Origin of the sequence: Deefgea piscis (assembly GCF_013284055.1) — a bacterium.
GTDB lineage: Bacteria > Pseudomonadota > Gammaproteobacteria > Burkholderiales > Chitinibacteraceae > Deefgea > Deefgea piscis.
On sequence record NZ_CP054143.1, the window covers coordinates 2,717,989 to 2,740,357 of the forward strand.

The 22,369-nt window shown below is 51.1% G+C and carries 18 protein-coding genes; 9 read left to right on the forward strand and 9 right to left on the reverse strand.

Going from position 1 to position 22,369, the window contains the following annotated elements; all coding sequences use genetic code 11:
• Positions 1–13 precede the first annotated feature (13 nt).
• From HQN60_RS12750 to HQN60_RS12790, 9 genes are all read left to right on the forward strand, one after another.
• Positions 14–430, forward strand: coding sequence for an acyl carrier protein (locus HQN60_RS12750; RefSeq protein ID WP_173534007.1), 417 nt, complete (start codon positions 14–16; stop codon positions 428–430).
• 34 nt (positions 431–464) lie between these two features.
• Positions 465–728, forward strand: a complete 264-nt coding sequence (locus HQN60_RS12755) for a hypothetical protein (protein ID WP_173534008.1) — start codon at positions 465–467, stop codon at positions 726–728.
• A 665-nt stretch (positions 729–1,393) separates the two neighbouring features.
• On the forward strand, positions 1,394–2,014 hold the full coding sequence (locus tag HQN60_RS12760; RefSeq protein ID WP_173534009.1) for a tetratricopeptide repeat protein: 621 nt from the start codon (positions 1,394–1,396) through the stop codon (positions 2,012–2,014).
• Positions 2,014–3,162 (forward strand): TPM domain-containing protein, encoded by a 1,149-nt coding sequence (locus HQN60_RS12765; protein WP_173534010.1) that lies wholly within the window; start codon positions 2,014–2,016, stop codon positions 3,160–3,162. The genes HQN60_RS12760 and HQN60_RS12765 overlap by 1 nt, the downstream gene beginning before the upstream one ends.
• Before the next feature lie 367 nt (positions 3,163–3,529).
• Positions 3,530–4,783 (forward strand): MgtC/SapB family protein, encoded by a 1,254-nt coding sequence (locus HQN60_RS12770; protein WP_173534011.1) that lies wholly within the window; start codon positions 3,530–3,532, stop codon positions 4,781–4,783.
• A gap of 197 nt (positions 4,784–4,980) precedes the next feature.
• Positions 4,981–5,316 (forward strand): YnfA family protein, encoded by a 336-nt coding sequence (locus HQN60_RS12775; protein WP_444542348.1) that lies wholly within the window; start codon positions 4,981–4,983, stop codon positions 5,314–5,316.
• A gap of 66 nt (positions 5,317–5,382) precedes the next feature.
• On the forward strand, positions 5,383–6,372 hold the full coding sequence (locus tag HQN60_RS12780) for a hypothetical protein (RefSeq protein WP_173534013.1): 990 nt from the start codon (positions 5,383–5,385) through the stop codon (positions 6,370–6,372).
• Between the two features lie 55 nt (positions 6,373–6,427).
• Positions 6,428–8,143 (forward strand): single-stranded-DNA-specific exonuclease RecJ, encoded by a 1,716-nt coding sequence (gene recJ / locus HQN60_RS12785; protein ID WP_173534014.1) that lies wholly within the window; start codon positions 6,428–6,430, stop codon positions 8,141–8,143.
• Positions 8,140–9,438 (forward strand): chitinase N-terminal domain-containing protein, encoded by a 1,299-nt coding sequence (locus HQN60_RS12790; protein ID WP_173534015.1) that lies wholly within the window; start codon positions 8,140–8,142, stop codon positions 9,436–9,438. The genes recJ and HQN60_RS12790 overlap by 4 nt, the downstream gene beginning before the upstream one ends.
• Positions 9,439–9,447: 9 nt before the next feature.
• Here the strand turns inward: HQN60_RS12790 and HQN60_RS12795 are convergent, their stop codons facing one another.
• From HQN60_RS12795 to mfd, 9 genes are all read right to left on the reverse strand, one after another.
• On the reverse strand, positions 9,448–10,209 hold the full coding sequence (locus tag HQN60_RS12795; protein ID WP_173534016.1) for an HvfC/BufC N-terminal domain-containing protein: 762 nt from the start codon (positions 10,207–10,209) through the stop codon (positions 9,448–9,450).
• A complete protein-coding gene (gene bufB / locus HQN60_RS12800; protein ID WP_173534017.1) occupies positions 10,206–11,039 on the reverse strand; it encodes an MNIO family bufferin maturase in 834 nt (277 codons plus the stop codon). The genes HQN60_RS12795 and bufB overlap by 4 nt, the downstream gene beginning before the upstream one ends.
• Positions 11,040–11,113: 74 nt before the next feature.
• A complete protein-coding gene (locus HQN60_RS12805; RefSeq protein ID WP_173534018.1) occupies positions 11,114–11,362 on the reverse strand; it encodes a BufA1 family periplasmic bufferin-type metallophore in 249 nt (82 codons plus the stop codon).
• Positions 11,363–11,653: 291 nt separating this feature from the next.
• Complete coding sequence (gene serB / locus HQN60_RS12810; RefSeq protein ID WP_173534019.1) at positions 11,654–12,493, reverse strand: phosphoserine phosphatase SerB; 840 nt, start codon at positions 12,491–12,493, stop codon at positions 11,654–11,656.
• Between the two features lie 4 nt (positions 12,494–12,497).
• Entirely contained in the window at positions 12,498–13,520 is a 1,023-nt protein-coding gene (locus tag HQN60_RS12815; RefSeq protein ID WP_173534020.1) for an FUSC family protein, read from the reverse strand.
• A 3-nt stretch (positions 13,521–13,523) separates the two neighbouring features.
• Complete coding sequence (locus HQN60_RS12820) at positions 13,524–14,255, reverse strand: UPF0149 family protein (RefSeq protein WP_173534021.1); 732 nt, start codon at positions 14,253–14,255, stop codon at positions 13,524–13,526.
• A 16-nt stretch (positions 14,256–14,271) separates the two neighbouring features.
• The gene (locus HQN60_RS12825) at positions 14,272–14,730 is read right to left on the reverse strand and encodes a GNAT family N-acetyltransferase (protein WP_173534022.1); all 459 of its coding nucleotides are present in this window, start codon (positions 14,728–14,730) and stop codon (positions 14,272–14,274) included.
• A gap of 2 nt (positions 14,731–14,732) precedes the next feature.
• Positions 14,733–18,821 (reverse strand): DEAD/DEAH box helicase, encoded by a 4,089-nt coding sequence (locus tag HQN60_RS12830; RefSeq protein WP_173534023.1) that lies wholly within the window; start codon positions 18,819–18,821, stop codon positions 14,733–14,735.
• A 71-nt stretch (positions 18,822–18,892) separates the two neighbouring features.
• Complete coding sequence (mfd, locus tag HQN60_RS12835) at positions 18,893–22,291, reverse strand: transcription-repair coupling factor (protein WP_173534024.1); 3,399 nt, start codon at positions 22,289–22,291, stop codon at positions 18,893–18,895.
• Between the last annotated feature and the right edge of the window lie 78 nt (positions 22,292–22,369).

Consider the following 22,369-nt stretch of genomic DNA (forward strand, 5'->3'; position numbering starts at 1 on the left):
TAGGCAATAGCCAATGAAAGCAATGCTCCTGGTCGTTTTTGTTGTTGTTTTGCTATTTTTCTGGGTAGGAGCTGAGACTAGCCGAAGAAATAAGCAAATTGAGAAGGCATTTTCAGGAAGAGAATCACTAACAATCGAACAGTTCTATTCGCGCTACTTTCAAGATAAGGGCATCCCGTTTTCAATAGTTGCTGGGGTAGTAAAAACGCTTGAAGAGCAACTTAATGCAGATATGTCGCGCATTAGACCTGATGATGACTTCTCAAAAATCCTCGAATTCTTTTGGGCTTATGATGACATGGCGGATGTAGCAATCGTAGTGGAATTTGAAAAGCTTTTTGATATTGTCATTTCGAATGATGAAGCAGAATCCACCCACACCATTGCAGACATAGTAAATTTAATTCATTTCAAACGTGAAGCGCGCTGAGCTTCTGTAACTTAATAGTTAGGGTTAATTCTTCATGAGTGCATTTAACACGGTGCTCTTCGTTTTGGCTGCAGTCGGTTTCTATATATGCTGGTTCTCGGCTAAGGCAATCTATTTGCATCAGCAAGGTATTCCCATTCTTCATCGCAATGGCATGGCAACACCCTTTTTTATTTGGCCTTTCTTCTTTTTCTTTGGGCTCATGATAATTTCTGGCTCATTGCCTGGGTTGCTAGGCCATCCCATGTGGTTGGTTGATATGGTTTTTTCACTAATTTTCCACAGTATTGGCTCATGAGGATGTTTGAATACTCAGTCCCCAACAAGTCATTCAGCCGGACTGGCCGGGACGCGGCAGCTTTATATTCTTCACCAGACACTCGTTGGTGTTATTTGGCGATGAATTTGAAATTAAAGACGGCGGCGTGGTTTCGACCAAAAGCCCGAGCAATTGGCTTTCCCGCGAATTCCCTCTCAATCGATGCTTATTGCGGCGTTGTTACGTCCAAAACCGAAAGCCAGCAACACAAAAACATAACTCACCCGAGGTCACGGGGAAAATCGGTCTACTTGAATCGGTTTTGCTGGCACTTGTTACAACGTGATTTTGAAATTCAGAACGGTAAAATCAAGAAATTGGGCGTTTCCTGCCAACTACTATGTGTTGAGACAACACGGCATTGAGTAAGCAGGTATCGTTCCAGCCCCTCCACACTAGATGTACACACAAAATAAATCGAGTGGCATCACAAGCAAAAACTGAAATTGCAACGACAGTGCTTGCCTAAGAGACTGGCTGCAATCCGCCGAAAAATAGGCTATTCAGGAGTTTGTAAGCTTTTTGTATAAACGAGCAGTTTTGCTATGAAAAGCGCTGATTTAACAACAATGCTGCGTAGAGTAATGCGTCGACAGTAAGCTTGTAATACGCTACGGATTTACAACTTAAGCTTACATAAAATTATGAGTAAAATCGTCGCGTTTGCTTTGCTTGTTGTCAGTGTATTGTTTGTTTTGCCCGTCGCTAGTGCCAAATTAACCGAGCAGCAAGCCAATAGTTTGTATAACAAAGCGCAAACGGGCGATAAAAATGCAGTGGGTACTTTGCTCGCGGCGGCGCAAAGCGGTGATGCCTTTGCGCAAAATAAAATCGGCAATTTAGCTCGAGGTTATGATGATGCTGCGGCTATAGCGTGGTATCGCAAATCAGCAGATCAAGGCTATGCCAACGCCCAATACAATATGGGGCTCTGTTATTACAATGGATTTGGCACAGCAATCAATTACGCCGAGGCTGCTGCGTGGTATCGCAAGTCGGTCGCACAAGGCTACGACAAAGCGCAGTACAACTTAGGAACTATGTATAAGAGCGGTAAAGGTGTACCGCAAGACTTAGCTCAAGCCTTGAATTTGTACCGCAAAGCCGCTGAGCAAGGGAATCGGTCTGCGCAAAGTGCGCTGGGGTTTCATTACTTGACGGGACAAGGGATTGAAGTCAACTCTGCTTTGGGAGAGGCATGGATTAAAAAAGCGGCAGCGCAAGGCGAAGAGCGTGCGTTGAAATATCTAGCGAATAACAAATAATGAGTCGCAGCACCATCTGTGGTATCGCGCTGTGTGTGGTTTCGCTATCGGCATTGGGTTTTTGGCATTACAGACAAGCCCCCGATGCAGGCATGCTTGTTGTTGCATCTGCCCCCGTTTCGGCGTCAAAGCCATTGCCTATAGACGCTCACCTCATCGATCAAACTGGCATCATTCCCGTTGGGGATATACCGCGCTTTGAGCAGTATATGGGCTGGATTTTGCGAGAATCAGGGATTGATGTGCGGATGGTTTTTTTGCCCGATATGGGCAATAAAACCATTGAGGCTCAGGCGGTAGATTGGATGGCGCAATTGCAAATCGGTAAGCAAACCGGTCAACAACGCGGTCTTTTGTTGTTGTACGACCTGCAAGGGCAACGACTAAAGGTTGAGGTCGGTTATGGTTTAGAAGCAGTCTTTCCTGATGTTTTTGTAAACTATCTTGTGCAAGAGCATGCGAAAATATTCTTTGCTTCAGGGGATGTCTCTCTGGGTTTGCGCTTACTGCTGCGTCTATTGCAACATCGCATGCGCGAGGCGGTGATTGGCAACGACTTCGACCCGCGCACAATCGTTAAGGCCCGCGAGTTAGCCTATCTTTCTGGTGGTGCTGGTGTGAATGCGGCGGTTGCTCTTGGTTCCAAGCAAGGCAGTCAAGCAATTGTGCCGTCAAAAAGTAAAGCGGCCTTTCCAGCTGGTCAATCCCCAACAAGTACATATCACACCTATCTGGCATGGTTGGCGCATTGGCCGATGGATCCCGATGCTCAATTTTTCACCCCCGAGTCTCGCCAATATTTAGCCTCATTGCCGAGCAGCCCTGCTTATGCGGAATTCATATTGCTCAGTGAATACGGTAAGCAATTTAAGATCGTCGAGCGCGGCGACTTGGCTTTACTGTACTTCACCAATACGCCATTGGTGTCGCCACACTTTTTTATAAAAGTAGATGGTGAATGGCGTTTGGACTTGATGGCTGAGGTGCGCAATACACGTGAGCATACTGGCGGCGAATACACATGGGCATATTCCGGCGATCAAGATAAATACACGTATGCCTTTCGGGATTTACTCGTGACGCTCAAGGGCTATCGGCGGATACAAGATGGCGATAATCGAATGCTCGTTATTCGAGGGGAGGATTAATTGACAGCGACTGACATCTATACAGGTGCGATATGACTGTTTGGCGTTGAGGCGAGCCATTCCAATTGATCAAATAAATTCGCAAGTACGCGTGGCGCTGTTTAATAAAATCGGGGGTATATGGCTAAGGATAAACTCCAGATTAACCTATTTAAACATACCCCATTTGAATGAATAGAAACGACGTGTCTGATGCTTGCCAAACATATCTTGGATACGTAAATGGCCATTTTGTAGCGTGCCTCGGAACATATTCGTGCCAGTATTAGAAGCGCAAGGTGCTCGCCCAGCCAAATAAAAAGCATTGCTTGTGGCTTGCTCCGGATGCGATCGATGTCATGAATGCCCAAATATTGGGGAGAATAAAATGCTAAGTTTGGCAGATCAATCCACCCTGTTTGGGCTGTGTGTAGCACTTGGTATCGGGCTGCTGGTCGGGGCTGAGCGTGAGCGGCGCAAGGGGAGTGGCCCCAAAAGAGTAGCGGCTGGCATTCGCACGTTTGTGGTCTGCGCCTTGCTTGGCGCGGTGAGTGTTATCTTGGGCGATGGATTATTACTGGCCGTAACGACGTTGATTGTGGGGGTCGGCGTGTTTATTGCCTACCAACGCATTCAGGATCAGGATCCTGGTATGACAACCGAGTTTGCGTTGTTGTTAACTTGTCTGTTGGGTGGCTTGGCCATCCGTGAATCGATGTTGGCTGCAGCAGTCGGGGTCGTGTTGGCGCTGCTATTGGCCGCGAAAGATCGCTTGCATCATTTCGTGCGTAGCGTACTGACTGCGCAGGAGCTCAAAGACATTATTTTGTTCTCAGCCATGGCCTTGATTGTGTTGCCTCTCGCGCCCGACCGTTTTATGGGGCCATTTGATGCGATCAATCCGCGTGCGGTGGCGCGTTTGATCGTCGCAGTCATGGCGATTAGTGCGCTTGGCTATTTGGCGATGCGCGCCTTGGGCGCGCGTTACGGCCTGCCGTTGGCGGGGTTTGCCGCCGGTTTTGTTTCAAGTACCGCCACAATATATGCCATGGGCGAGCGCGTGTCGCGCCAACCCGCGATGATGAGTGGTGCAGTGGCTGGGGCCGTGCTTTCGTCCATTGCCACCATTATTCAAATGATGGTCGTCATTGGCCTGATACAAACATCGCTATTAACCGCCTTGGTCTGGCCCTTGTCACTCGGTGGATTTGCCGCCAGCCTATATGGTCTGCTGTTTGTATGGCAAAAAGACGCCGTCAGTGCCGCTGAAAACGCAGGTGACGATATCGGACGCGCTTTTAGTTTAAAGTCAGCGGCGGTGTTTGCTGGGCTAGTGAGTTTGATCTTGCTTTTATCGGCCGCGTTAAATGCTTACTTGGGGGCGCGCGGCATGTGGCTAGGTGCGGCATTAACCGGCTTAGCCGATGCACATGCAACGGCGGCATCGGCCGCCTCATTGATGGCCGACAATAAGATCTCGAGCGCGCAAGCGGTTGGGCCAATTTTGATTGGCCTGACCAGCAATACGCTGATGAAAGCGATTGTTGCTTTTAAGTCTGGCGGCGTTCAGTACGCAAAGCGTATCGTGCCGGGCTTGGTTTTGATGATACTCGCCGTTTGGGTTGGCGCATGGCTAGGTTGAGCGTTGTGCTGGCAGGATTGGGCTGTTTAAATGTGACGGCAATGCACGAACAAACTTTTTAGCCGAGCGAGTTCGGCTTGCGGTTAAGCGGGATCCTGTGTTTTTGATTTCGACCGTGCATTTAAAATGGTAATCTCGCAGCCATTTATGAATTGTTGTTTGGCATGGTTGAGGGCTGGGTTTTGGAATTTTTTAGAGTGTTTTTGTTGTTTGCTTTTACTGCCGTGGCAGAGATTGTTGGCTGTTATTTGGTGTGGCGAGTTGTCAAGCAAGGCGGTAGCGCGTGGTATTTGATTCCGGCGGCGGTGTCATTGGCTTTGTTTGCATATTGCTTAGCCCTGCATCCGAGTGCCACCGGACGAATTTATGCCGCATACGGCGGGATGTATATCGCTGTGGCATTAGTATGGCTGCGCGTGGTGGATGGGGTGACCTTAACCCGTTGGGATGGTTTGGGGGCCTTGTTGGCTTTGCTGGGGATGGCGGTGATTGCTTTTCAGCCCATCGCCGATTCAGCGTCCGGTTTTAAATAATGGCGTAATTTTAACTTGGCGTTGGTTGTTTTCCGGCGCGAGCGTGTTCCGTGTAAAATCAGTACCATGAACTATGAACTGATTATTCCCGATACGGTCTGGCGTGATGAAGATTTACGCCCATTAATCAACCGCGATTTAACATTGCCAGCATTGGCTACGCTGTATGGCAAGGGGCAGCAGCAACGCTGCCCGATTGGCCCGATGGCTACGGCGGCAGATTTCTTAGCGCAGCGGCTCAATTACCCATCCTCATCGCTCACTGCCTTGGCTTTGGCGCAAGACTTTCCCGCGGCGCAACCGGGGTATTGGCTGTGTTGCGACCCCATTCATTTGCGCATTGATCGTGATCGACTCACGATGCTTGGCGTGCCTTTATTTCAAATTAGCCAAGCTGAAGCCGATGCTTTAGTGGCCGCACTCAATCAGCAGTTTGCCGATGATGGTTTTTTGTTTGTGGCCGTCACACCGAGCCGCTGGTATTTACGCTTGCCGGCCGACCCGCAATTGCAATTCACCCCATTGGCCGACGCTTTGGGCGGCAATATGCAAGACTATTTGCCGCAGGGCGAGCAGGCTTTGCAATTTAATGCCGTTCTCAATGAAATCCAAATGTTGCTGTATGGGCATCGCGTGAATGATGAACGCGATGCCGCCGGCATTGCAATGATTAATAGTGTCTGGCTATGGGGCGGCGCTCAGATTCCGACTGCAGTCGCTTTGCCCGTTTCGCCTAAGGTTTTGGGCGGCGATCATCGCGTAGCGGCTTTAGTGGGCGCGCATTGGCAAAGTGCACCAGCGGTGGCCGATTTGCCAGCGCATGATGTGATGGTGGTGCTCGATCAATTAAGTATTGATGCGATTTATGGTCGTGCTTATGAATGGCGCTGTCAGTGGGAATGGTTAGAGCAGCATTGGTTTGCTCCGCTACTGGCTCAGTTGCAGGCGGGGCAGTTGCAATCGCTTACGTTAACGCTGCCCAGTGCTGGCACCAAGGTGCGGGTGAGCCGATTGGATTTGTATCGTTTTTGGCGCGCGCCACGACTGCCGTTTTAAGCGCATCTGCGCGGCCCAAGCTGCTTGGCTTGGGTGTATTGATTAAAGGATTTTTGTGCTGACTATTCGTCCTCGTCCCGTTCCGGCCCAGCTAGAAAACGCATTGTTAACGGCTGGATTTTCAGCCTTGCATGCGCGGCTTTATGCTGCGCGTGGCATTGCCGATCCGCAAGAACTCGAGTATGAGTTAAAGCACCTATTGCCGTTTAGCCAACTCAAAAACGCCGCTGAAATGGGCGCTCGTTTGGCCGATGCCATCGCTGCTGGGCAGCGCATGTTGATTGTTGGCGATTACGATTGTGATGGCGCAACGGCCACCGCTTTGGGTATGAGAGGTTTGGCGGCATTTGGCGCGGTAGTGGATTTTATTGTGCCCAATCGTTTTGAATATGGTTATGGTCTTACGCCAGAAATTGTCGCTTTGGCGGCCGAGCGCCATCCGAATATTATTATTACCGTGGACAATGGCATCGCCAGTCATGCTGGGGTTGAGGCGGCGCGCGCACTGGGTATTGAGGTGTTAATTACCGACCATCATTTACCGGCCGATACGTTACCGGATGCTTTGATTGTGAACCCCAATCAGCCCGAATGTGCGTTCCCGAGTAAAAATCTCGCCGGTGTTGGCGTGATGTTTTATGTGTTGATGGCACTGCGTGCCGAGCTGCGCTCGCGCGGCGCATTTGCGGGCAAAACTGAGCCTAATTTGGCGCAATGGCTTGATATCGTCGCCTTGGGTACCGTGGCCGACGTGGTTAAGCTCGATGCAAATAATCGGATTTTGGTTGAGCAAGGCTTAAAAAGAATGCGCGCTGGCCGCGCTGCGCCCGGGATTATGGCTTTGTTTAGTGCTGCGGGGCGTTTTCATGCTCGAGCCAGTTGCTTTGACTTGGGTTTTGCCTTGGGGCCGCGCCTGAATGCCGCCGGGCGTTTGGACGATATGAGTTTTGGTATCAACACTTTGCTGGCCGCCAGTGAAGAGGCGGCTTTGCCTTTAGCGCGTGAACTAGACCAATTAAATCGAGCGCGCCGCGATATTGAACAAGGCATGCGCGCTGAGGCCGAGTTGGCATTGGCCAGTGTGGCGGTGGATGACAGCTTTAGTATTGCGCTGTACAACCCCGATTGGCATCAAGGCGTGGTGGGGATTGTGGCATCGCGAATGAAAGATCGTTTTCATCGGCCAACCATTGTTTTTGCCAATGGCAATGGTGATGAAATCAAAGGCTCGGGGCGCTCGATTCCCGGTTTGCATTTGCGCGATGCGCTGGATTTAGTCTCCAAACGCCATCCGCATTTAATTCGTAAATTTGGCGGGCATGCGATGGCGGCGGGTTTGTCGTTAAATGTTCGCGATTTTGCCGAATTTAAAGCCGCATTTGAAAGCGTTTGCCGTGAATTACTCAATGAAGGTGATTTAAGCCGCATTATCGAAACCGATGGTGAGTTGCCGCCAGATGCTTTTGTGTTGGCCACTGCCGAAGGTTTAGAAAGCCAAGTTTGGGGGCAGGGGTTTCCTGCACCTGTATTTCAGGGGCAATTTCGGGTATTAGAGCAGCGTATTGTCGGCGAAAAGCATAGCAAGCTTAAATTGGCGACAAAGTCAGGTATTGCTGTAGAGGCCATGCAATTTAACTACTGCGAGCCAATACCTAAAGATATCACTGCGGTGTACAAAATCAATGTGAATGAATTTAGAGGTGAGCGGATGTTGCAATTGCAATTGGAGTTGAGTCGTCCATTTAATCAGCAGGATGAGTGCTCACTATGAAGCGCCGAGGGCGATTGGCGTCTTGGTTATTCACGGCAGTCAGCCGATGGTTAGGCGCCAGTGGGCTGGTGCTGGCCACCTTGGGCGTAATGCCTGCAGCACAGGCGAGTTTTTTATTGCCCAGTGCGGAGGCGGCTTCTCGCATGCAATTGGCCTGCCAGCCGACGATGATTCTTGGCTTAATGTCGTGTGAATCTTTGCCCGAACCCGCGCCGATTCGGGGTAATGCCACAGAAATTATTCCCGCTGAGTTTGTGGCGCCGAGTAACGAGATAGCAACGATGGGCGCGCAGGTGGATGAAACACCGCAAGCACCGTTTTTAGATTTGGTGCCGCGTCGGGTCAAAGCCGGTCGGTTTAGCTTGAGTTGGCAAAATGGCATGGGGCAGGTAGGGCAATGGTGGGAGGTTTGGGATAATCAGCAGTTGCGTTATCGCGGCAAAGATTTTATTCAGCGCCCTTTACCCACGCTGTCTGCATCCGCTACTGATACCGCTAGTTCTACTACCCAAACGCAATCTGAAGTGGTGCTCAATGATGTGCAAGGCGGCGTTTTTACCATAGAAAAAATCGAGCCCGGTGAGCATCAATGGGAAGTGCGGTTGTGTAATGGATCGCAAGCAGCGCCTAAATGTAGTGCTGCCTATGCGCAAACGTGGGTTGAGTTGGCAGAGCAAAGCACTGAGTCGCAGCACGTGCCAGGTCAGCCCGAATTGGCTTGGTTTCCTGCTGTCGTCACCGACGGCAAAATTATGCTGCAATGGCATTTGTATTGGGGGAAAACCGGTGATCAATGGCAAGTACTCAATGCGGGCAAAGTGATTTATCGGTCTAGCCAATTTACTGAGCATACTGAAAATAGCCAAGCAGGCAGCGTACAACTGCCTTTAGTGGATGGCGTTTATTCGCTGGCAGTGCGTTTATGTCAGGAAAGTCGCTGTAGTGAGTCCCGGGCGCAGACAGTCGAGGCCATGCTGGGCCCGGCACTCGCGCCAACGCCACCTGAAGTCAATGTGTATACCGATAGCGATGCTGAGCTGGGCTCAGGATTGGTGGCGGGGCAGGTGCTGGTTAGTTGGCAAACCGCTGCTGCGAGCGTAGCACCTGAGACTTGGCGTTTGCTCGATGAAAATTCGCGGCAGGTGATTGTTAGCCAAAAAATTAAACGCGCCTGTCAGGCCGGTGTGTGGTGCGGCAGTTGGCAAGGCGTGCCGCCAACTCGGCCAGCGCATTGGCGGGTGCAGCTTTGCCGTGCGCAGCAATGCGTTGAGAGCCAACGCTTGGTCGTACCATAACTTGGTGATCTATTTCGGCTCAGCGCCTTGCGATGATGCGGTCGAAGTGGGCGTAATTTTTAGAATTAATTGCTGGGTAATTAATTGGCCTAAGCTCGCCGTGGGGTCAAAGTTGGCGCTGAGGGTGGCGGCGGTTATTAAGGCTTGAGATAAGGGCTGCGCTTGTTGTAATTGACGTAAAAATTGTGCATTGGCCGCATCGATGACTTGGTATTGATCGCGCCAAATCATGACTGATTCGGCTTGGTGTAAGTCTTGCGGCGCAGCTTGCCCATGATGCATGGCGTAAATACTGGCAATCGGCCATGGTGACTCGATAATGCTGACGGCGGGATGCAAGGTAAAAACAAGCTCGCCCAGCTCGTTGACGGATTCAGCCAAAGATTGTGCGCTAATCGCAGTGCAATCGTCTGCAGTATGGGCAATATGCATCGCCCAATCAAAATGAGCCATGTCACTTAAATAGGGGTAGGCTTGTGCTGGGGCAAATTGCGCAATAAACGCGGGAAAATGTGCGCCTTCGCGCTGCAAGTTGGCACTATGGCAGGGGGTTTGTTCGGTATAGCAGTCAGCCATCGCCATAAAAAATTCATCCCCCAATAAAGCAAAAATGGTGGGATAGGCAATTTGCAAGGCATTGGCGCGATTGAGCCGGACATTATTACGGTAAACCGCCATATTGGCTTGTGTTGCCGTGCTAAGAAATTGCTTGGGCCGATCGGGGTGGTCCATCGCTTGAGCAAATTCAAGCAAAAGCGTGTGATAGTTCATGCGACTTGCCCTTGCCAGATGGCGGCGCAATGTGCATCGAGTTGTTGATAATCCTGCATTAAATCGGCCAATGCGGGGATGTTTTGGTCACGCTCAAGCAAGACCGGAATCGGGCCGGTTTGTGCCAAAACCAAATCGAGTAATTGCCATGTGGCTGGTAGCGGCGCTGCACCATGGGTATCGATGGCGACACCAGAAAAAACCTCAAATCCGGCAATATGAATTTCCGCAATCGATTGAATCGGCAAATGGGCGATTTCAATTTTGGGGTCAATGCCTAAATTGATTTGGCTGACAATGAGGTTGTTGACGTCGAGTAATAAGCCACAACCGGTTTGCGCGACTAATTCAGCCAGTATTTCACTTTCTAAGTATTGATCCTCTTTAAATTGAATATAACTCGATACATTTTCTAGCAAGATCGGACGTTGCAGCCGCGCTTGTACGGTGTTGATGCGCTCGCTAATGAGGGCAATAACCCCTTCAACGCGAGGTACGGGTAATAAATCTGCGTAAGCGCGTTGCGCGATGCGGTTCCACGCCAAATGTTCAGAAATCGCTTGTGGCTGGATGCGTTCGACCAGTTGCTGCAATTGCGTAAGGTGCTGCGTATCCAGCGCATCGGGACTGCCTAGCCCCATGGCGACGCCATGTAAGCTAATTGGATAGTCGGCGCGGATTTTTTCGAGCGCTGCAATCGGCGCGCCACCGCCAAAATAATTCTCGCTATGCACTTCCCACCAAGACACTGGCGGGCGCTGGTGAATAACTTGTTGAATATGGGGGCTTCTAAGTCCTAAACCGGCGCAGGCGGGGAGTGTGGTCAGCATCGCAATCAACTTGGAATGTTAAAGATTGAATGCGGCAGGATGAGTAGCCTATCTCACCTGCCGCAGTGAGGTAATCACATTGCTTTGAGCATGCCTTTCATTTCTGTGCAGGTGCCTTTGGCAACGTACTTCCATTCTTTGGGATCCATGCTGGCACCCGCTTGGCCGGCGCAAGAATGACCATTGGCGGCGCAATCATTGGCGCCCGCTTTGGCAATGCCATAGCATTTTTCTTTGGCGGCATCGGCGGCTAAAGCCGGTTGTGCAGCGGCAGCTAAAACGGCAACCATGGCTGAGGCAAGTAAGATTGATTTATTGTTCATTTTCATTCTCCAGCGTATCTAATCAAGTAAGAAAAGCAGCGTTTGTCTGTATCGACACAATGGTAGTCGTGGCGACTGCTTTGTTATTACACAAATCGGAGAAAAAAATTAAAATAATTTTTATAGTTGTGATGTATTAGAGGTATATCTTCAGAAGTTATTTAGAATGGTGCTTATGTTGATATACCCATAGGAATAATTTTGGCGTAGAGAATAAAAACCGCTCAGATGCTATTTCGCACGTGAACGGTTTTAGTGGTGTCGCTGGGGACTACATCTCAGGCGCAAAGATTATTTAAAATAATTTAAGACGCCATCGAGGCCAACATAATTGATTTTGTAAGGCGCTTCGGCTTGCACCTTAGGTTTGGCGTGGCAAGCTACGCCAAAACCAGCGGCATTGAGCATCAGTAAATCATTGGCGCCATCGCCCATTGCCACGACTTGCTCGTGGCGTAAACCGAGTTCATCGCGCATGGCGATCAATTCAGCGCGTTTTCTTTCGGCATTGACGATGTCGCCAACAATGCGGCCGGTGAGTTTGCCGTTTTCGATTTCCAGTACATTGGCAATGGTGCGAGTAAGCCCAAGTTGCGTTTTAAGCTTGTCAGTAAAAAAAGTAAATCCACCGGAGATCAATAAGGTTTGTGCGCCAGCCGCGTGAAAACCGGCGAGCATTTTTTCTGCGCCCGGCATCAGTTGTAAACGTTCAGTGAAAACGCGCTCTAGCGCCGACTCATCGAGCCCCGCCAGCAAAGCCACGCGCTGCGTAAGGCTGGCATTAAAATCAAGCTCGCCACGCATGGCCGCCGCAGTAATCGCGGCAACTTGTGCTTTGATGCCGATCATATCGGCGATTTCGTCGATGCATTCGATGGTGATCAGCGTAGAGTCCATATCCATAACGACTAAGCCAATGTCGCGCACGCTGAGATCTTCTGGAATAAAGGCAAAGTCAAGTTGGTTGGATTCACAAAAATCAGCAACCGCTTCAAGATTGTCGATTTCGGCCGCATGCAGTTTAAACGCCTGCTGGTCGATCGCTTCAATTGACTGCGCACCAGAAAGACGCGCCAGTTGTTTGAGGGCTTGTGTGGCCAATTCTGGCGCTTGTATCACTAAACGGTACATAAACTTATTGCTTCCCTGTTGCTGGTTTTAAACTATGGAAAATCATCGCAAAAATCCCCGCGATGCTGGCGCCTAAGACAGTTTCATAAATCCGATTTTCAGCCGAAATCTCGGCGGCATGGCCATGAATCCCCAGTAGCGCCAAAATCACATACACAATGAAAGTAATTATCGCTGCGACATACATTAAGCCATTGGCAAAGGCCACCGGAATCAGCGCGCCCGATAGGGCCGCTAGTAAGATGAGCTCGAAGCTTGAATCAATTTGAAATACAAACAACCAAGCCACAAACGAGGCCAGTAAAACGCCGACAAAACGTAGCCAGATGGTGGGATAAGTGCGGTCGGGCTCGGGGCGAAATACCACTACGGTACAAATGGCGGCCACATTGGGCGCACTCAGATTGAAGTAGCGAGCAGAAAAAAAGCTTAAGGCACAGGCAATGGCCAACAAAATGCCAAAGGTGGCACCAGCAAACTGGCCTTTGCGCAGTTGTTGATAGTCGCTACGCCAGTGTGGTTGGACTTGTAGGCCGATGGGATTATTCATTCTGGGCGCAAAGCTCACACTGAGCGCAATCGTCATCGTCGCCGCAATCAGGTAATAGGGCAAAATGGCGCTCGAGACAAACGTGCCGGGGTAGCCGATCAAATAAGCTGAGGCCAGTAGCCGCAGCAATAAATCCAAAGCAAAACCAGCGGATAAACTCGCGCCGATTAAAGTCATTAAAAATAAAATGCCGCCCAGCCAAATCAAAACATTGTGATTGATGCTCAAACTAATACTGGCGGCAAGCAGCATCAGTACATTACCAACGACCATGCTTTCGAGGCGTTTTTTACGGGTGCCGCCAATGTCGAGCATCAGCGTTGCCAAAATGGCAAAGCCCATCATGCCCGCCGCTTGGTTGTGACCGTGATAAACCTGCCAACCCATGGGAATCGCAAAAGCCATTACCCCCAACAGCATGCGCGAAGGGGGGAATGGCCCGCGATTAGGGCGAAGTAGCGTGAGCCACTTGGGCATTAATTATGCACCGTGGCACTTTTTGAATTTTTTGCCCGAACCGCAAGGGCAAGGATCATTACGACCGACTTTAGGCTCGTCGCGTTTCACTTGCTCAACGTGGCCAAATTTTTCTTCCAGCACAAAGTACATAATGTCTTCCACATGCCAAGGCAGCTCGGCCACGCGATCAGCACGCTCTTTGGTGGTCAGTAGCTTGATTGGCTCGGCGCCCACTTCATCGCTTGGGCTGGTGTCGGCTTCGTCGCCCGCGCTGGCCGCCAGTGCCAGAATGTTTTCAACGGCGGTGTCGAGTTCTTCATTGGCTTCCAGTAGCGCGTCCCACGCTTCGCCGCGCGCTTCAATCCCGGCATAAAAACCCGAGGCCCAATACACGCCAGAAGTTTCTTGCCATTGCTCGTCTTGATCTTCGTCCGACAAAATTACTGGCACATACAGTGGGTTTTCACCCGGGTTGTCACGGCGATTAACTGAAAACGCGGCTTTAATGCTGGCGGCGTGTTGGCGAATCAGTCCGAAAATCTGTTCGGCTTCTGCGTGGTCGTCAAATTCTGGCGGGGTGCCAGCAAAAATCGCCGGTAGCCATTCATCTTCCGGTACTTCTTCTGGTCCCACGGCCAGTGCCACCAAAAAACCATCGAGCATTTCGATGTCCATGGTTTCGGCTGGCGTGCGTGGTGACATTAAAAAGCTGTCGAGTTGCTCTAGTTGTGCGTCGCTAAGGAGTTTGCTCATACTGATTTCCATTGATTTAGTGCTGCTGAAGTGGTTTTTCTAACCACTCAGCAAAGTCAGGGCGCGTCGGGATAAAACCCTGCCCACGGAAAAATCCACGGGCGCTGTGCGTTGTAGCCAACATTATATGGCTTAAGCCTTGCTCGCGGGCGCTCAATTGGACTGCCGCAAGTAAAGCGCGGCCCAAATTTTGCCCGCTATGCAGTGGCGAGACATAAAAATGCAAGATTTCGCCATGCCTATCCATCGTGGCAACACCGCAGATGGCTTGCTGCTGCACTGCAAGCCACACGGTGTCGCCATCGGCGATCGATTCGGCGATGTCGTCAACCTCAACAGCAAGGCATAAGTCGCTGAGCGTTTGTGCGCAATGCTGATGATCTAATACCCCCAGTTGTGTGATCGATTGCACAATGAGTTCGTGAATGGCTTTGGCATCGCTCGGCTCGGCGGGCCGAAAATCATAGTTTTGCATGCTCATACTGCCGACTTAAGTAGTTGCAATAAGGCATCGGCACCGAGTTTGCCACTGCTATCGCCGCCTTCGAGTAAGCTATCGGCCAAGTCGCGTTTATTGTGATGCAGCGCGACGATTTGCTCTTCAATCGTGCCTTCCGCAACCAGACGATAGATGGTGACAGGGCGTTGTTGTCCCATGCGATGCGCCCGATCTGAGGCTTGGTCTTCTACGGCCGGATTCCACCATGGATCAAGGTGAATCACATAGTCGGCGGCGGTTAAATTCAGTCCTGAGCCACCGGCTTTTAGACTAATCAAAAATACATCGCCTTCACCCGCTTGAAAGGCATTCACCGCTTCAAGCCGCTTTTTCGGTGGCGTGCTGCCATCGAGATATTGGTAGGCAATGCCTTTTTGTTCTAACCATTCACGCACAATGGCTAAATGGTCGACAAATTGGCTAAACACCAAAGCTTTATGCTGATTGTCCAGTAGCTCTTCGGTGATCTCCGCGAACGCAGTCAACTTGCTGCCGATGAGTTGGCTGTCTTTCATTACTAGTTTGGGGTTGCAGCAAAACCGGCGCAGCTTGGTGATTTCGGCCAGCACTTGCATCGGTTTTTTAGCCGCTTCATCAATGCTGTCGAGTCGTTCTACGGCTTGTTGGCGTAGCGCTTCGTATAAATGTTGCTCGTCGCTACTGAGTGGCACGCGCAGTGTGATTTCGGTGCGTGAGGGTAATTCGGCCAGTACTTGGGTTTTGGTTCGGCGCAGCATAAACGGCTGAATGAGTTTTTTGAGTGCCTGTTTGGCCGCTTTCTCGCCGCCTTCAATCGGGTTGGCGTATTTGGCGGTGAATTTTTCTTTGGAGCCCAGCAGCGCTGGATTGATAAAGCGAAATAGATTCCATAGCTCACCCAAATGGTTTTCCATCGGCGTGCCGGTAGCAATCATTCTAAAGTCGGCTTGCAGCGCCATGGCCGCTTGGCTGCGTTTAGTGGTGGCATTTTTAATGGCTTGTGCTTCATCGAGCACCACCGTGTGCCAATGTACGGCGGCAAATTGCTCGGCGTCTTGTTGCAGTAAGCCGTAGCTGGTGATGATGACGTCAAACGCGCCTAAAGCATCGAGTTTGCGCTGTTGCCCATACGCTTGAATCTTGAGCGTAGGGGCAAATTTGCAGCTTTCGGCTTCCCAGTTGAGTGCCACTGAAGTCGGGGCGACGACTAAACACGGGCCTTGCGGTGCGCGCTCGAGCATTAAGGCCAAGGTTTGCACGGTTTTGCCCAAGCCCATATCGTCGGCCAAGCACGCGCCAACGCCCCAATGCGCTAAGCGAGACAGCCATTGAAATCCGTCTAGTTGATAATCGCGCAGTGTTGCTTGCAAAGTGGACGGCACTTTGGGCTGGTGCTGCGCCAGTTGATCGAGCTTGGCGATGTGATTGCGCCACGCGGCATCCGCTTCGAGCTCGCCCACTTCTTGGCTCAGTTCAAGTAGCGCATTGCTGGCCAGCAGGTTGACTTTAAAGCCGTCTTTGCCGCTGGGTTCTGCGACGGCGTAGAGCTCTTCGAGGCGTTTTCTAAAGGTATCGGTGAGGGCGAGATAGTCATTGTCGCCGAGCTTTAAAAAGCGGCCGGGTGAAGCGTCGAGTAATTCGAGTAGCTGGCGCAATTGCAAGACCTTGCCGTCGTCGAGTTTGACCTCGCCGTTCACGACAAACCAATCACCTTGCTGCTTAAGCCCTAGCTTCATATTGGCCAGTGATTTGGTGGCTTTTAAGCGAAAGCGCTCGCCTTCGGGCCATACCAGCTCGATTTGCTCGGCAGGCAGTCGGCGCAATTGCATTAATAGTTCGAGGCAATCGTCGGGTGCGTCCATTTGCCATTCTTGCCCATCAGATTCGGCATTGGCTAGCGCAGTGCAGACATTGAGCACATGGTTGAGGGTGGCTTTTTCTTGGGCTAAATCACGTTCGGCTTGAACTGTTTTGCCGTCTTGCTCACCCAAAATATTGGCCGCGCCTTTGCCGGGGGTAAACCAGCCGCCATCCAGAATAGGGCGCACCAAAAACTGCAAGCGTAAGCCTTCATTGAGCGGCAATAAATGCGCGTACAACATCGTATTGCCCGGTATTGCGCTGATGTGTGCCGCTAGCTCGGGCAAGTCCGAATGAATGGCGATATGTGGCGCAATGGCCGTGATCGCGCCAACCAGTTGTGGCTTAGCTTGGGCCGGAACCATGAGGCCATTGCCAATAATGCCGGCGATTTGGCGGATGTCGGGTTTGATGCGATAGACCATCAGCCGGGTTGGGGTTTCTTTTTTCCAAACAACATCTTCACCCGCAATCACTTTAGGGTTGAGCTTGAGTGAAATCTGGCCTTTGCTTTCTTTCAGTTGTAGGGCAACTTCACCCTCAACAATATCAATGCGCACATCGGGCGCATCGGCCCAATATACTTGTGGATGGCCGATTAGCTCGAATAATGCCGATTCGTGATCAAGGGTATAGCCTGATTCGCCATAGTAGTTATGCTCTGCACGCGCATACTTCATGATGCGTTGATCTTGCGCGCTTAAGTAAGCCAAGGCGGGGTCATTGCCAATGGCCAGCCGTTTGAGTGCGACGGCGCGGCCTTTGCTCCACACACCTTTGGCGCCGAGTTTTTGCTCTCTGGGCTCGAGGGTAACGCCGCCGTGCAGTAGATTAACCAGCCAAGCTAGCCGAATATGACTGGTGGCAACTTCATTGGGTTTGGTGTTGAGCTGGCTTAACGCCGTCAGCGCCCGTGACCAAGCCGCTTCGCGTGGTAATAAATCCACCCAAGCGGTGAGTTGGCGATCGGCATGCCAATTCGGTTGCAGCAAATCATCGCTAAATGCGCGCGCCATCAACACGTCAAGCTCTTGCGTTACCCATTCGTATTCTTGCCATGCATGATGCAGTTTTTCGCACTGGGTGCGCCAATTGGCATCGAATGGATAGTCGCGCCAATACAAAATCAGTAGTTCAATCAGTCCGGCAAAGCCATAGCTGGCGGTGACGGGCTGTACTGTGGAGGTGTGGCAGGCTAAGCCCGTGGCGAGGTAATAAATCCAATCAATATGCTCGTCATACAGGCTATTGAGTTTGTCTTTTTTGCCGACTTCAAATTGCACCACCAAGCGCTTTAAATCGTCTTCGCTGCGCTCGGCGATTAAGGCCAAGCTGTAAAGCAGGCCATTGGTACCAGTAATGCCGACTTTGCGCTTATTGCTGTGTTTTTTTATTTGCTCAATCAGCAGGCCAAAACGATGAATCGCGCTGGCAAAATCCCCACGGCTGAGTCGGTTAGCGGTATCTGCTTCGGACAAGACATTGGGGTTAAGTAAGCTTGCCAGATGGGTAAATGCATCTTGATCGCCGCGTAAATGCGCCTGCCAAGCCAAGATCGAGACAAAATTGGGCAGCACCCCTTTCAGGGTGGCGCAATGATTGAGGGCGTAATCGTATTGCGCTTTGGCGGGGGCTAATAAATTGCTGGCAAAATACAAGAAATTCACCAGCAGCAAGGCCTGAACTTCAACGTTGAGCGTGGCAAAGTGGCGCACACCCAGTGGATGGCTAAAGAAAAAATGCACCGGATGCTGCTCCAGCGCCGCTAACGACATGCCGCTGGTGCTAAATGCTTCGAGATCGGTAGTCAGTAGCGATTCATCACCCAATAGCGCAGAAAACACGCACAGCGTGGCGTAGCTTTGTCTGGACGTGCTTTCCCAATATTGCACCACGGGCTTGGTTTGTGCTGCGGCATTGACCCAGTCGAGTAGATTTTCACGCTGGTTTAATTGCGCCAACAGCGGCCATTGCAAGCCTTCGTTGAGCTCAAAACCGACCACGTCGTTTTTAATCCATTGAGTGATCAGTAAGCGCCCTAAGGTGGCCTTGACCGATGGAATATCGAGTGCAATGGCCGGTTCAAACGGCGTAATTAGGGACAGCCGTTTGAGTAACTCAATGATCCGAGTTTGCCCAAGGCCTTTGCCATAGACGGCAAAGGCATATAAAAATGGTAGGTCTTGTGGGGGTATATCGCTGAGTGATTTGTTTTTCAAAAGAGCCAAGGCAATACCTATTTATTGTATGAATGAGGAGTGCGGCGCGATGCGGCAAAGGCGAGGCCATGCCGCGGGAGTTACACTAGTTCGCGGATCAGCTCGGTAATTCGGGCGGTGCGTAAGGTGCTGGTCGGCCAATCGCCCTCAATACGCAGCTTGTCTTGCCCTTGCAGTTTGTAGTTCTTTTTGTTTTGAATCAGTTTGATGATTTTCATTGGCTCAACAACGGTGTTTTGTGTGAAATGAATAATGATCGCGGTTTCAGCGGCATCGATTTTGCTAATGCCCAGCGGCTTGGCGAGCATGCGTAAGCGATGGCAATCGAGCAGCACTTTGGCTGCATCAGGCAGTAAGCCAAAGCGATCCACCAGTTCTTGGTGAATATCATTGAGCTCGTCTTTTTCGTCGCTACTTGCTAAGCGTTTATACAGCGACAAACGCTCATTCACATCCGGGCAGTAGTCTTCTGGCAATAGCGCCGGTGAATGCAAATTGATTTCAGTGGTGACGCCCAGCGGTTGCGACAAATCAGGCTCTTTACCGGCTTTGAGCGCTTTGACCGCTTCTTTGAGCATTTGCGAGTACAGCGCAAAGCCAATTTCATGCATTTCACCCGATTGTGAGTCGCCCAGTACTTCACCCGCGCCGCGAATCTCTAAATCGTGCATCGCCAGATAAAAACCAGAGCCGAGTTCTTCCATCATCTGAATTGCTTCAAGGCGCTTTTTGGCGTCGCTGCTAATGCTTTCCACATCTGGAATCAGCAAGTAGGCATACGCTTGATGGTGTGAGCGACCAACACGGCCCCGCATTTGGTGCAATTGCGCCAAGCCAAATTTATCGGCGCGATTCATCAAAATCGTATTGGCGTTTGGAATGTCGATGCCGTTTTCGATAATGGTTGAGCACAGCAATAGATTAAAACGCTGCTGGGTAAAATCGCGCATCACGTGTTCTAGCTCGCGGCCACGCATTTGGCCGTGCGCCACGCCGATGCGCGCTTCGGGTAGTAGTGCGGCGAGTTTTTCGCGCATGTTTTCAATGGTGTCGACTTCGTTGTGTAAGAAAAACACTTGCCCACCGCGCTTGAGTTCGCGCAGTACGGCTTCACGAATAATGCCGTCAGAGAATTTAGACACAAAGGTTTTAACGGCCAAGCGTTTGTTGGGCGCGGTGGCAATCACTGAAAAATCACGCAAGCCTTCTAAACTCATCGCCAAGGTGCGCGGAATCGGCGTTGCGGTGAGCGTGAGTACGTCGACATTGGCGCGTAGCGCTTTGAGCTGCTCTTTTTGTCTGACGCCAAAACGATGCTCTTCGTCGATGATAACGAGGCCCAGTTGTTTAAACACTACGTCGGGCTGGACTAATTTGTGCGTACCAATGACGATGTCGACACTGCCGTCAGCCAGCCCCGCAATCGCTGCCGCAGTTTCTTTGCCCGAGCGAAAGCGCGATAGCTCGGCGACCTTGATCGGCCAATCCGAAAAGCGATCGACAAAGGTCTGAAAATGTTGCTCGGCCAAAAGAGTGGTTGGGACTAAAACGGCAACTTGCTTGCCACCGGCCACCGCAGCAAAAGCCGCGCGTAGCGCCACTTCGGTTTTGCCAAAGCCGACGTCGCCACACACCAAGCGATCCATCGGTTGCTTGACGCGCATATCGACCAAAACTGCTTCGATGGCGCCAGCTTGATCGGCGGTTTCTTCAAAGCCAAAGCCCGCCGCAAAGGCTTCGTAATCGTGCGGACTCCATTCAAACGCATGGCCTTCACGCGCCGCGCGGCGCGCGTAGAGATTGAGTAATTCGGCCGCGGTATCGCGCACTTGTTCGGCGGCTTTGCGCTTGGTTTTTTCCCACGAGCCTGAGCCGAGTTTATGCATCGGCGCTGAGTCTGAAGCGCCACCAGAATAGCGAGAAATGACGTGTAATTGGCTGACCGGCACATACAGCTTGTCATTGCCTGAGTATTCAATCAGTAGCAACTCGGTTGGCCCGTCGCCTAAGTCCATCGACGTGAGGCCCATATAGCGACCAATACCGTGCGCTTCGTGCACCACTGGATCGCCAATTTTTAGCTCGGATAAATCGCGCAGCATGGCGTCGGTATTGCTGCGTTTTTGTTGTTTTTTACCGCGACTTTGAATCACGGATGGATAGAGGTCGGCCTCAGTAATGATGGCGATGGATTCGCTGCGCCATTCAAAACCACGAAACAGCGGCGAGGCGAGCAATAGCGCGTGCGCTTTGCTGTCTAAAGCGGCTTGCCAATTCTCGACCAAGGTCGGTTTAAAGCCGTATTCGGCAAAAAACTGCAGCATGGTTTCACGTCGACCTAGGCTTTCGGCGCTCAGCACAATTTTGCCCGGATAGTGCTCAACAAAATCATTGAGTCGACGGATTGGATTGTCGTTACGACGATCCACATCGAGTGCCGGTAGCGGTTGGGTGAGACTGGTTTCACCGTCACCCAGCTCAATACGGCGATAGTTTTTGATGTGGCTAAATAACAGGTCTGGCGCGACAAATAGCGTGCGTGGTGGCAGCAGTGGACGATCTTTGTCGCCATAGCTCAGTTTGTGCCGTTCAGCAATATCTTGCCAGTATTGCTCTGCAGCCCCCATTAATGGGCCGTGTAAGACTAATACTGCCTCTTTGGGGAGGTAGTCAAAAACAGTGGCCGTGTGCTCAAAAAATAGTGGTAAGTAATACTCGATGCCGGCAGGAATTACGCCGTTTGAAATGTCTTTGTAGAGTCGGGCTTTGGATGGATCGCCTTCAAACGCTTCGCGAAAGTTTTGGCGGAATAATTTACAACCGGCTTCATCGGTCGGGAATTCCCTGGCCGGGAGTAAACGAATTTCCGGAACGGGGTAGAGGCTGCGCTGAGTGTCTACGTCAAAGGTGCGAATCGATTCGATTTCATTGTCGAATAAATCAATTCGAAACGGCAGCGTGCTGCCCATAGGAAATAAATCAATTAAGCCACCGCGAATCGAAAATTCACCGGGCCCATACACTTGGGTGACGTGGTTGTAACCAGCAAAGGCCATGTCGGCGCGCAACTGATCGGCGTCAAACGCATCGCCTTTTTTAATGAAGAAAGTCGTGGCGGTTAAAAATTCAACGGGCGGTAACACCCCCATCGCCGTTTGTAGCGGCACGATGAGCACGTCAACGGCGTTTTGCCGAGCTTGCCACAGCGTGGCTAGCCGCTCGCTAATCAGGTCAGAATGGGGGGAGAAATGATCGTAAGGCAGCGTTTCCCAATCGGGTAGCTGCAAGACCGTCTTTTCTGGCAAAAAGAAGCTGAGCTCGTCTTTCAGTCGGCCCGCTTCTTGCGCGTTGGCCGTCAAAATCACTAAGGGCCGCGCGACTTGGGCGTAGTCGGCCAAGAGCATGGCGTCGGCAGAGCCGTGGGGTTGTGCGAGTTTGAGGCGCTCATTGGCGCGAGGCAGTTGAGGCAATTGCGACATAGTGTAAGAGCGCGCTCTAGCTGGACAATCCTAGATTATACCAGCCGCAGCGCGCCCTCAATACGGCAAACTTGCAGA